We start from the raw sequence: 11,504 nt of genomic DNA on the forward strand, positions 1-11,504 counted from the left end.
GGGCCTTGGGCGTGATGGCCAGGCTGCCGTTGACGTAGGTGATGTTGTAGTTCGACAGGCCGCTGCCGACGGCGCCCGACAGGTTGTCCTGGTAGGTCCCGACGTTGGTCGCCGTGGCGATGCCCCCGACCGAGGTCACCGTATCGCGACCGACCAGGCCGTTGACGACCACGGCGTGGGTCTTTTGTGAGCCGGTGTAGACGCCGGTCACATTGCTGCCGGTGATCGTCAGCGCCCTGGGGTTGATCGTCAGGCTGCCGTTCACATAGGTGATGTTGTAGTTCGACAGGCCGCTGCCGGTCGCGCCCGACAGGTTGTCCAGGTAGGTCCCTACATTCGTGCCGATGGCGCCGCCGACGATGCTGCTGATGTAGTCGCCACCGACCAGGCCGTTGACGACATAGCCGTTGCCGAAGGCTGAACCGGAATAGGTCAGCGTGCTGGTTCCGCCGCTGATGGTCAGGTCCTTGGGCGTGATGGTCAGCGTGCCCGTCGCGGTGACCATAAGGTCATAGCCCTGCTGGGTCGAATAGGCGCCGGTGACGTAGGAGCCCACATCGCGGCCGCGGCCGCCACCCAGGATCAGGCTGGTGTCGACCCCGTTCGGCGCGGTGACCGGCGCGCTGACCAACTGCCGGACGCCGTTGTAGATGGCGCTGGCGTCGCCGACGCTGACGGCCACGGTTCCCGGTTGCAGGAAGGCCTTGAGCATCGGGGTCGTGAACCCCTCGTACATCCGCCAGGTCAGGGCCTGGCCGCCGACCAGGTCGATGTCGCTGGTCGCGCCCGTGGCCAACAGCGACCAGGCCGAGGCGTTGTAGATGTAGTCGGTCGCGTTCCATTGCGCCGCGTCGGAGGTGACCGAGGCCAGGCTGGTGACGGTCGCGCCGGTGTTGGAGCCCACGCCCAAGGCCTGACCGCTGGCGTAGCGGTCCCAGTAGGACGCTTCGATCGCTCCGGCCGAGGCCACGGCGATCAGGCCGCCGGCCGTGCCCGCGGCGCCGCTCGCGCCGTACACCGTGACGGGCGGCGGGCCGACCAACATGGAACTACCGCCGCCGCCGCCGGCGGCGGACACTCGGCCCGTTGCGTAGCTTTGCGCGATGTCGGCGCTGGCCAGGCCGGCCAGGCCCCCGGCCTTGCCGCCCGCGCCGCCGGCGCCGCCGGCGCCGCCAATCCCGCCATAAGGGTTGCTGCCGCCGCCGCCGCCGTTGGCTGACGCCGCGCCCGTCGCATAGCTTTGGGCGATCGCGCCGCTGGCGTCGCCGACGAGCCCCCCCGCCACGCCGCCGCTGCCGCCGTTGCCGCCATTAGATGCAACTGCGGCCGTGCCGCCGCCGCCGCCGTTGGCGGACGCCGCGCCGGTGGCGTAGCTCAGGCTGATTGTGTCGCTGCTCCGACCGACAAGCCCGCCCGCGGTCCCGCCGGAACCGCCCGCGCTGCCGGCTGATATGCCCGCCGTGCCGCCGCCGCCGCCGTTGGCTGAGACCGCGCCCGTGGAGTAGCTTCTCGTGATCGCGCCGTTGCTTTCCGCGACCAGGCCGCCGGCCGTGCCGCCCGTGGCCCCGCCGACGCTGCCGCCGCCGCCGCCGGTAGCCGAGACCACGCCCGTGGCGTAGCTCGCCGTGATCGTGCTGCTGGACAGCCCGACGAGCCCCCCCGCCTTGCCGCCGCCCCCGGAGGTGCGGCCGTTGCCGCCGTTGGCAGAGACCACGCCCGTCGCATGGCTCCCCGTGATCACGCCGCTGCTTTCGGCGACCAGGCCGCCGGCCGTCCCGCCCGCGCCGGCAGCACCGCTCGTGACGTCGATGCCGGCGCCGCCGTTGGCCGCGACGGCGCCCGTGGCGTAGCTGTCCGAGATCACGCCGTAGGACTGGCCGGCGAGGCCGCCCACCTTGCCGCCCGCACCGCCTTGGATGCTGCCGTCGCGACCGCCGGCCGAGACCGTGACAGAGGAATGGCTGCCCGTGATCGTGCCGTAGGACTTGCCGACCAGGCCGCCGGCCACGCCGCCCGCGCCGCCTGTGGATGGGCCGAAGGTGGGGCCGCCGTTGGCGGACACCGAGCCCGTGGAATAGCTCTGGGTGATCGCGCCGTAGGAAACGCCGACCAGGGCGCCCGCCGTGCCGCCGGTGCCGTTGCCGATGAAGGTGTTCGCGTCGCCATTGACCGCGATGCTGGCGTTGACGAGGCCGACATTACCGATGGAGGCGCCGGCCGCAGTGCGGCCGAACAGGCCGCCATAGGCGGACGACGTGCGGTTGATGGTCAGGTTGCTGACCGTATGGCCAAGGCCCAGGAAGCTGCCGGTGAAGCCATTGCCGCCGCCTTCCGCATTGGTCGCGCCAAGCGGATCGAAGCCCTTGCCGCTATTCCAGCCGCTGGTGGCGCTGGCGTCGATATTGGCCCCCAGGGCGTAGTAGCCGCCCAGAGCGCCGTTGACCCCCTGCAGGTCCGTGCCCGTGGTCGAGCCGGCCGCGCCCAGGGCGGTGATGATGGTGTAGGCTTGACCGTTGACGGCGAAGCTGTTGCTTCCGCCCGTGAAGTCGATCCGGCCGGAGAAGCCGCTGCTGGCCAGGCCGAAGTCGAGGCCGGCGCCGGCGAGCGGCGTGGCGGCGATCGAGCCCTTGGTGTCGCCGTAGTTCAAGGCCAGGCCCGCGCTGCCCGAGGCGGTCAGCACGGCGTTGACCTTGATGCTGTTGGCCGCGTTCAGCGTCAGGGTATTGGCGCCCCAGCTGATCGCCGAATTGATGATGATGTCGCCCGCGCCTTCGCTGGCCACGCCCGGTCCGGACGGCGCGCCGCTGAGATAGGTCTCGAGCGTGACGTTGGTGGTGGCCAGATTCGACTGGATGGTCGAAGCCGCGGCGGCGTCGATGGTCAGGTCGGTGGGGTCGACCAGCCAGGTCCCCGTCGCACCGCTTACCGCACGGGTGTCGACGCGCAGGCCGGTGAAGTCGACGTAATTGCCCGAGGTCTCGATGAAGCCGCCCTTGCCGGCGGCGCCCGTCGCGCGGGCCGAAAGCTCGCCGTTGGCGCGGGTGTTGGCGCCCATCACCATGATCGAGCCCGCATCGCCGGCGTCGGAATCGACGCTGATCTTGCCGCCCAGCACGATGTCGCCGTTGCGGCCGGTCACGCTGCCGCTGCTCAGGCCGTCCAGATTGACGGTGTTGCGGGTCGCCTCGTAGCCCGACTGAGCCGAGACCAGCGCGCTGGAACCGTCCGCCGCCAGGGCCGACTGCTCGGGCAGGGCCACCTGCAGGAAGCCGCCGCCGTTGAGGTCGAGGGTGGCGTGGGTGACCGCGCCGATCACCACCTTGCCCGCCGGGGCCACGATCAGGCCGCTGCTGGAGATGCTGCCGCCCAGCAGGCCGACGACGCCCCCGGCGCCGACGGTGATCGAGCCCCGGTGGTCGATGGTCCCGCCCGTACCGGTGAAGCGGCCGGCGCCGGCCATGAACTCGTCGTTGGAGATGTCCAGCGTCGAGGCCACGAAGCCGCGACCGGCGTTGATCACGCCGGTCTGGGTGATCTGGATGCCGTTGGGATTGATCAGATAGACGCTGCCGTTGGCGGTGATCTGGCCGGCGATGGTCGAGCCCGTCGTGCCGGTCACGCGGTTCAGGGTCGCGCCGTCGACGTTGGGCGTCACGAAGGTCAGGCTGTTACCCTGGCCGACGTTGAAGCTGGCCCAGTCGATCACGGCCTTCTGGCTGGTCTGGGTGATGGTCTGGGCGCCGCCCGACTGGCCGCCGATGGTGGCCGATCCGGCGACCACCGAACCGCCGGTGGGCAGGGCGTCCCGCGCCGCCGCCTGGGTGGCCATCGCGGCCAGGGTCAGGGTCAGGCTGGTCGTGGCGATCAGGCGAAGCTTGTTGGCGATAAGCATGGTCAGGCTCCCCCTCAGAACGCGACGTTGACGCTGGCCGTGAGGCGCGTCTGGTTTTTGGCGAACAGGTTGCTGTTGGCGTGCGCCAGCTCGGCGCTGAGATTGATGCGCTCGGCCAGCGTCGTGCGGGCGCCGGCGCCCATCGACCAGCCGTCAGGCCGCGGCTTCTCGACCACGGTCGGCTTTTCCAGCCAGCCCCTGCCGGCCGCGGCGAACAGGTAGGGACGCGCCAAGACGCGCCCGCCGATCGGGGCCAGGGCGGCCAGCTCGACGCGGCCGGTCAGGCCGCTGTCGACATTGATCGAGCCGGCGTCGAAGCCCGAGACGCCCTCGCCGCCGTCCAGCGAGAACTGCATGGCGCTGGGCAGGGCCCCGCCGAAGCCGGTCTGGCCGCGCAGCACCAGCCGCGCGGAGAACGGACCGCCCAGGGCCCGGTCGACGCTGGCGGTGGCCGAAAGCTTGGTGAAGTCGGGCTTGGAGCCCTGGCGCGACAGCGGCGTGCCCGAGAGCCGCGCGTCGGCCGGCGTGCGCGCGCCAAAGCCCGAAATGCCCTGGTTGAAGTCGATGCGCGACGAGACGGTGGTGGCCGCGCCGATCGCCTTGCCGCCTTCGAGGCCGAGCGTGAAGCTGCGCAGGGCGTCCTTGCTGAGGTCGACGCCGAAGCCGCGGGCGGCCTGGCTTTCGTTTGTCCACTCGAACCCGCCCGACACCGACAGCATCTCGCGCCGGCCGAGGATCAGCGGATAGGACAGCTTGGCCACGATGCGGTCGAACTGGCCTTGCACCGGCAGCACGCCGCGCGGCGTGATCGGATTGGTGTCGGCGTGCAGGTACTCCAGCTGCGCCGTCGCCCCGTCGAAGCCCAGCGGTGCGATCATGCCGAGGCCGACGATGCGGCGATGGGGATGCCCGCCCGTCAGGGCCAGATCGGTGGCCGAGGCGCCGAAGGCATAGAACTGCTCGCCCGCGCCGAACACCGAATTGGCCGTCAGCCGCGCCTCGAGGTTCCAGTCGTCATAGGCGCTGGACAGGCTGTTGTCGGCGCCCAGGCCGCCGGCGACGGCGTCGTGTTCGACCTGCAGCACCAGCCGCGCCCCGCCGACGAGCTCGCCGGGAACCAGGGTCGTGCGCAGATTGACGCCGGGAACGCGCGCGGCGAGCAGCACCTGGCGCTCGATCTGCGGCAGGCTCAGCCCTGGCCGGTTGATCAGCTTGACCAGCCGGTCGCGGATCGGCCCGCGCACCTTGGCCGGCACGCGGCTGTCGTCGATGCTCTCGATGAAGCCTTCGACCACGACGATGCGTAAGGTCGCCCCGTCCTTGAGCGACTGCGGCGGCAGGGTGGCGCGGGTCAGAATGCGCCCATCCTGGGCGTACAGCGCCTCGATCTTGGCGGCGACCTCGTAGAGGGCGGCGACAGTGACCGTCTGGCCTTCGACGGTCCGGGTCAGCGCGGCGACGGCTTCGGCGCGGTCAGGCGCGACGCCTTCGACCACCACGCGCTCGATCCGCACCGACAGCGCCTCGGCTCCGGCCGGGGCCGCCGTCAGGCGGGTGGCCGGCAGGGCGATCTCGCCCTGGGCCTCCTGCACGGTCGGTGCGATGGTTTGGGGAAGGGTCCGGCTGGGCGCGGTCTGCGCGAAACTTGCCGTGGACCAGGTCAGAGCCAGAAACGAGCTCGTCGCGACGACCAGGGCGCGCTTCGCGCCCCACGATACACCAGCACTCATACTAAACGCCCCACCTACTACACTGACCGCGTGATAGGTATTTGCGCGTTTCAAACTAGTTAATTTGTTTCAGAATCCCCCACACACGACACCAACCGCCTTCGTGCAAATGATCACACATAGATTTCGCGATATTTACATGAGTCAAATACATTCCAAAGGGATACACGTCCGCATCGCGGCTTCTCAAACTGAGAAGCCGCGCGCTTTTTGTATCGAATACCGATGCAACATTGCCCCGAAGGCATCCAGCGGGTAGCGATGATTTTCCAGCTCGCTTCCGGCCGGGATCAATATCGCGATCACTGTCGACTGACGCCAGACTCTCACCAAGCCTGCTCTCAGGACTAGGGCCAACCCACCTGTCGATATGGGATGCTGAGGAAGGCTTATCGGGAGGCAGGCTCAAGCCGGCGCCGATCCGCCATCAGGCTGGAAAGAGCCGGCAACTATGGATGCCGAGCACCGGTATCGTTGCCGCCCTGCTGAACCGACGACGACGCCTTCATCATCAAGCTTGAACCGCTAACGGCGGAAGCGGGAGGCATAAACCGCGGCTCTCACCACAGTGACAGCCAGGCGAGCCCCACCAAATGCAGGCAGAAGCGCCACCTGCAAAGCAAAGCATTTGAATTCAAATAGATTTTATTCTTCGAGAAACCGCTGGCGCGCCCTATTGGGAAGAGGCGAGAGGTATTCTGAATTAATTCCGATCATCAGGGTCAAGCGTGGACATGGTTACATAGATGCGGGATCACGTCGGCTCCAAGCGGTCAAAAAGAACCGATGGGAAAAATCGCGAAAGTCACCTACGGGTCAACCAACAGCTCTCCTCCCGGCTGGCGACACCTGAGAGCTAAATTCACACGCAACACAATGCCGGCGGCGGTCATCGAAATTAAATTTTTCGGGCACAGGCAGAGCCCATGATCGCAGCCGGCCGGTCATGCAGTTCTTCGCTCACCTGATCGAACGCGTCCTTGGCCAGTCGGCCGCCGATAGCGTTCTGCCGGCATTAGATTGACCCGCCGCCTCCAGTGGAACTCGACGCCTGCCTTGGGAGCTAAGCCTCGCTCAGGCGGAGTTTCCATGAGCGGTGCAACGAAGAAGCGTGATCTGAGGACCCGATTGCCGCCGAGATCAACACGGCGTTGGTCGAGCACACGACGCTGATCGAAGCGGTCAGCCCCTAACCTCTAACGCTCGCAGGCGACGCCATCGCCGTCTCGGTCAAGAGCACGCCTGTAGCCAGACTCGCCTACGCGCAATGGGGCAGCCCCGGCGGCCCTCGCTGCCGCACAGTTGGGATAATAGGCTCTAGAACCCGACGAGAGGGCTTGTGCGCGAGGTCGTGAGACGGGAGCCGCCCCGCCCCGATGGCAGTGATAGTCGCCGGTCTTGCGATTGGTATGGCAACCATCGGCGTTGAGCCCGCCGCCGTGCGCCAACACCACCGTCGGGGTCAGGCTCAACGCGCCCGCCGCGAGTACGATGGCGGCCGCTAGCGAGTTCTGTAAGTTCATCGGCTCCCCCAAGCCTGACACGCACGATCGATACCGACCCGGTCGAACAGTCCACTATCGCGAGTCGTTAGCGCTCGCTCAGAGCTCTACCTCAAATTAGATCGCGCTCCTCGCTCGGGGGTCGAGCGAGATGATTGGGGAATACCTTGAAGAGACTGCTTTGCGCGGCAAGCCTCATGGCGGCCGTCGTCCTGGCCGATCCGGCACAGGCCCAGAGCTGGTCGATCGAGCTCAACGGCGCCAAGGCCGGCGACCTCTCGGGGACGGAATTCGGCCTCGGCTACAATTTCGGCAAGGGCAAGTTTCGCCTGACGCCGAGCCTGGGCGCCCTGGTCTACAAGGGCGAGAACGATCGCTACCGCAGCGAGACCTTCAATAATGGCCGCACTGTCTGCCGCGACACCCGCAACGGCCAGTTCGCTGACAAGGACAACTGCAACGACGCCGCGGCCAAGGCCTACGGCAAGCTCGAGGCGGCTTACCGCTTCGGCAAGTCTCTGGAGCTCGGCGCGGGTGTGCGCGTGAGCGATGAGACCACGCCCTATGGCGCGATCGGTGTCCATGCCAGCGAGACCCTCATCGTCCGCGGCTTTGCCGGCAAGGACTACTATGGCGCGGGCGTCATCGCCCGTTTCTGACGGCCAGGGCGGCGGGACGGACCTCGCCGCCCAAGCCGACCGCACCCGGATGGCGGACGGATCAATCAGATGTTGGGTGCGCCCCGGCGACCGACAACGGCCCGCTCAGCCGAGGTCTACCGGATCAACCACCCACGCTGTTCGCTCGGCGAGATCGCCGACCCGCGCCAGATACGCCACGAAATGCKGACTGGCGCGATGGGCCGCCACGGCCGCGTTGTCGATGTAGAGCTCGTCGAGCACGAAGCGGGTCGGGTCGGCCTGGTCGCGCCAGACATCCCAACGCAAATTGCCTGTCTCGGCGCGGCTGGCGACCGCCAGATCAGTGAGCAGCGCCTCCAGTTCGCCCGACCTGCCCTCACGCGCCGCGAGGACGGCGACAATCTTGATCCCCGCGTCCATCAGCCGACACCCAGCATCGCCGCACGGCCGCGAGCAGGCCGCGAGCGCGCGGCCTTGGCGTAGGCCTCGCCGAAGGCCGCGGTCAGGATGTAGGCCATTGCGTCCTCGTCGATCCCCTTCAGCCAGACCCGGGTCACGCCGGAATTGCGCGGCCGGCCCGGCTCGATCGTCACCGCGTCGCTGATCGCCAGGGCCGCGGCCTGATCCTTGAGACTGAGCTTGACCACCGCCCACCCCGCCTCGGGCCACCCCAGCGTGGCGAAGGCGCGGCCGCCCAGCCTGAACTGAACCGTCTCTAGCACGCGCCTCACCTGAACGGCGGCGCCCAGCCGGCCGGCCAGGGTCGAAAAGGCCTCAGGGGTCATGGTGAATCCTCGCCAAACGCGACGCCCTTCAGATCGCGAGTCGCCGCCTGATGGCAAAGCCATCACGGCGCTGCGTCAGGATCGGTCGCCAGACGTCACCGCGCCTATGTCACCGCGGAGCGAAGCAGCCTAGCAACGCGCCATGCTCGCCGCTCTCGCCGTCTCTGTAGCCCTGCCGATCATCGCCTGCGACGCTCCCAAGGTGCACGACGGCGACACCCTGCGCTGCGGCGCCGAGCGCATCCGTCTGTTCGGGGTCGATGCGCCCGAGGTGAAACGCGGCCAGACGCCGGCCGAGCCGTTCGCTTACCAGGCCCGGGACGAGCTGATCCGCCTGACCCGAGGCCGGGTCGGCTGTCGTCCGGTCGACCGCGACCGCTACCGGCGCACGGTCGCCAAGTGCTGGTCCAGCGTCAGCCCCGATATCAACGCCGCCCTGATCCGTTCGGGCTACGCCACCGAGTATCGTCGCTACAGCAAGGGTCTCTACGCCAAGCCCGAGGCCGAGGCGAAGACGGCGGGGCGCGGCCTGTGGGCCAAGGCCCCCTAGAGCAGCCCCTCCCCTCAGAGCCGATCAGAAAAGCGTTCGTAGGCGGTGACCCGCCGCATCAAAGGCTCGACCGAGGCCTGGTAGATTTCCGTCTGCAGATAGGCGACCTCCGCGTCGCGCGCGTCGGCGTCGACCTCGATCCACCAGGCGCGAGGCGCGGGCCCCGCCTCCCCGTTCCAACGATAGCCCCGCGCCTTCAAGACGTCTTTCATGGCGAACGGCGCGTGCTCGGCCCAGATACGCCAGGTCGTGCGGCGCGCCTGTGCCAGCATGACCGCCAGGGCCGTCTCTCCGCTCGGAAGCGGCCGCCCCAGGATCTGCAGCGCCGCCTCACAGTCGTGGCGCGCCCGGTGCCCTGTGTAGAAGAAGCCGCACTGGGCGGCGAGGTAGGCGAGCTTGGCGCCTTCGAAACCTTCGGCCTTCCAATCGACCTGACTCAGCGAGCAGGCCCAGGGCTTGGCCTGAAAGGCCTGGCAGTAGCGCTCGGCGAAGGCCCGGTCGAAGCCGGCGTTATGGGCGACGATCACGGCGGCCGGCGCGATGAAGCGCGCCAGCGCGTCGGGGTCCAGCGCATGGCCGGCGACCATCTCATCGGTGATGCCGGTCAGGCGCGTCACCTCCGGCGGTATCGGCCGCGATGGCTCCCGAAAGCTGCAAAACGGTTCGCCGACCTCCAGCAGCCGGCCCGCCTCATCGTAGCGGAACGGTACCAGAGCGGCTTCGATGATCTCGTCACGGGTCGCATCCAGACCCGTGGTCTCCAGGTCGAGATAGATGCCGAGCCTGGAGGCGGCCAAGTCTCCTTGCGAGACCTCGACGGCCTCGAGCCGGCGCAGGACGCGGTAGCGGCCGCTGGCTTCCAGCCGTTCGGCGAGGCTCTCAAGATCGTCTTCGGTCAACGGCCGCCCCTGTATGCGGGTCGCACCGAGCCGCCTCTCTCTATCCCGTTCGTCGCCCCGCCAAGCAACAGTCGTCTGGGCGCTCGAGGCGTTGTGTTCAGGTTGATCGCGAACTTGGCCGGCTACCGGGCCAACCAACGAAACAGCCAGCGCCGTCACGGACCTTTGCGTGCCGCCGAGGCCTAACAAAGCGGAGGGCGACGATCGACGAGCCTCCCCCGCTTCGCCCCGAGCACTGATGATGAGCGTACGACTAATGCACCGCGTTGGAAGCCGCCGGGGTGTCGAGGGCCGCAAGCAGGCTTCGCAGTCGCGCCGCGTCGATGCCGATCAACGGGCTCCAGTAGACGGTCAGTTCTCGAACGCGCTGCACCTTGGTCTCTTGCGGCTTTTTCATCTGCATCCTCCGTCTAGGATGGAAGTCCGATCGTCGCGGGATGTTCCCGCGCCAAGACGCCTCAAGCGTGGCTCAAGCGGCCCTTGCGTCAGGCCGCCTTGGCCGTCTCGTCGGCCTCGATGAGCCCGAGGTTCCCGGCTGCGACGCGCCAGCGCCCCACCAACCGATCCAGCCGGTCATAGACCCAGACCTCGCCGGCGCCCTGCATCGCATAAGCCTGCCTGGCCAAGGCCATGGCCAGGCGTTCGGCCTGACCGCCGCTCTGAAAGTCGATGACTTCGCCGCTGTCGGCGTTCGACAGGCGCCAGCCGCCGCCTAGATTGGGCTGAACTATGAAAACGCCAAGTGCGCCGCGCATGAGGCCTCGAATTCGATTGGGCAGAGCGCCAGGTGGCGCATCAGGAAGCGGTCCAAACGCCGCCTGCCCCAAGACCGTTCCTTCAGACCCGTTTGCGCGCCTTCAGCGCCCGGGCGACCAGCGGCGCGAGCCCCTCGGCGATCTTCCTGGCCCCCGCGGCGTTGGGATGGAGGCCGTCGCGCTGCATCAAGGCGGGGTTTCCCCGCACTCCCTCCAGAATGTTGGCCTGGAGCGGCGCCCCAAACGCCCTGGCCAGATCTGGATAGACGGCGTTGAACTCGCGAGCGTAGGACGCGCCGATGCTGGCCGGGGCCGCCACCCCGACCAGCACCGTTTCAACGCCCCGCGCCTTGAGCTTCTGCAGGATGCCGCGGAGATTGGCCTTGGTCTGCGCAGGCTCGACGCCCTGCAGCAGATCGTTGCCGCCCAGCGCCACAACGCAGACAGCCGTGTCGGCCGCGACACTGAAGCCGACGCGCGCCAGCCCCCCGCCGCTGGTGTCGCCTGAAACGCCCGCTGCGCGCACCGTCGCCACGACGCCCAGGCGAGCGAGCGCCGCTTGAAGCTGGGCGGGCATGGCCTCGCGAACGGGAAGGCCAAGCCCGGCCGTGATCGAGTCCCCCAACACAGTGACCACCGGAGGCTTGGGCGCGGCCGCCGCCTGCGAGAGGAGCACAAGGCTGGCCAACAGGCGGCGGCGGGACAGAAGACGGGATGCGGACTTGGCCATGGCTTCCTATGTAGGCTCGC

At 68.4% G+C, this 11,504-nt stretch carries 11 protein-coding genes; 2 read left to right on the forward strand and 9 right to left on the reverse strand.

Annotated elements, in window-relative coordinates; all coding sequences use genetic code 11:
• The 3 genes from AC1DCG_RS02775 to AC1DCG_RS02785 form a co-directional block, all read right to left on the reverse strand.
• The coding region (locus tag AC1DCG_RS02775) for a beta strand repeat-containing protein (protein ID WP_477041367.1) at positions 1-3,892 on the reverse strand (3,892 nt) is incomplete at its 3' end.
• A 14-nt stretch (positions 3,893-3,906) separates the two neighbouring features.
• The gene (locus AC1DCG_RS02780) at positions 3,907-5,484 is read right to left on the reverse strand and encodes a ShlB/FhaC/HecB family hemolysin secretion/activation protein (RefSeq protein WP_477028185.1); all 1,578 of its coding nucleotides are present in this window, start codon (positions 5,482-5,484) and stop codon (positions 3,907-3,909) included.
• Between the two features lie 1,334 nt (positions 5,485-6,818).
• Positions 6,819-7,145, reverse strand: coding sequence for an excalibur calcium-binding domain-containing protein (locus AC1DCG_RS02785; RefSeq protein ID WP_477028186.1), 327 nt, complete (start codon positions 7,143-7,145; stop codon positions 6,819-6,821).
• 176 nt (positions 7,146-7,321) lie between these two features.
• Here AC1DCG_RS02785 and AC1DCG_RS02790 point away from each other — a divergent pair, with 176 nt between their 5' ends.
• Positions 7,322-7,783: a hypothetical protein gene (locus AC1DCG_RS02790; protein ID WP_477028187.1), complete on the forward strand. Its 462-nt coding sequence runs from the start codon at positions 7,322-7,324 to the stop codon at positions 7,781-7,783.
• Between the two features lie 105 nt (positions 7,784-7,888).
• Here AC1DCG_RS02790 and AC1DCG_RS02795 read toward each other — a convergent pair whose 3' ends face one another.
• Both AC1DCG_RS02795 and AC1DCG_RS02800 read right to left on the reverse strand, forming a co-directional pair.
• Positions 7,889-8,185, reverse strand: a complete 297-nt coding sequence (locus AC1DCG_RS02795; RefSeq protein WP_477041368.1) for a putative quinol monooxygenase — start codon at positions 8,183-8,185, stop codon at positions 7,889-7,891.
• Positions 8,185-8,550, reverse strand: coding sequence for a hypothetical protein (locus tag AC1DCG_RS02800; protein WP_477028189.1), 366 nt, complete (start codon positions 8,548-8,550; stop codon positions 8,185-8,187). The genes AC1DCG_RS02795 and AC1DCG_RS02800 overlap by 1 nt, the downstream gene beginning before the upstream one ends.
• 142 nt (positions 8,551-8,692) lie before the next feature.
• Between AC1DCG_RS02800 and AC1DCG_RS02805 the strand changes: the two genes are divergently transcribed.
• Positions 8,693-9,100 carry a thermonuclease family protein gene (locus AC1DCG_RS02805; protein ID WP_477028190.1) on the forward strand — a complete coding sequence of 136 codons (408 nt, stop codon included), beginning with the start codon at positions 8,693-8,695 and terminating at the stop codon, positions 9,098-9,100.
• Between the two features lie 14 nt (positions 9,101-9,114).
• On the opposite strand, the gene AC1DCG_RS02810 is transcribed toward AC1DCG_RS02805, so the two are convergent.
• The 4 genes from AC1DCG_RS02810 to AC1DCG_RS02825 form a co-directional block, all read right to left on the reverse strand.
• Positions 9,115-9,999 (reverse strand): 3'-5' exonuclease, encoded by an 885-nt coding sequence (locus AC1DCG_RS02810; protein WP_477028191.1) that lies wholly within the window; start codon positions 9,997-9,999, stop codon positions 9,115-9,117.
• Positions 10,000-10,252: 253 nt separating this feature from the next.
• Complete coding sequence (locus AC1DCG_RS02815; RefSeq protein WP_477028192.1) at positions 10,253-10,396, reverse strand: hypothetical protein; 144 nt, start codon at positions 10,394-10,396, stop codon at positions 10,253-10,255.
• An 88-nt stretch (positions 10,397-10,484) separates the two neighbouring features.
• Positions 10,485-10,754 carry a hypothetical protein gene (locus AC1DCG_RS02820; RefSeq protein WP_477028193.1) on the reverse strand — a complete coding sequence of 90 codons (270 nt, stop codon included), beginning with the start codon at positions 10,752-10,754 and terminating at the stop codon, positions 10,485-10,487.
• Between the two features lie 82 nt (positions 10,755-10,836).
• Positions 10,837-11,484, reverse strand: coding sequence for an arylesterase (locus AC1DCG_RS02825; RefSeq protein ID WP_477028194.1), 648 nt, complete (start codon positions 11,482-11,484; stop codon positions 10,837-10,839).
• Positions 11,485-11,504 lie beyond the last annotated feature (20 nt).

The organism is Caulobacter sp. 10L414, from assembly GCF_056395525.1.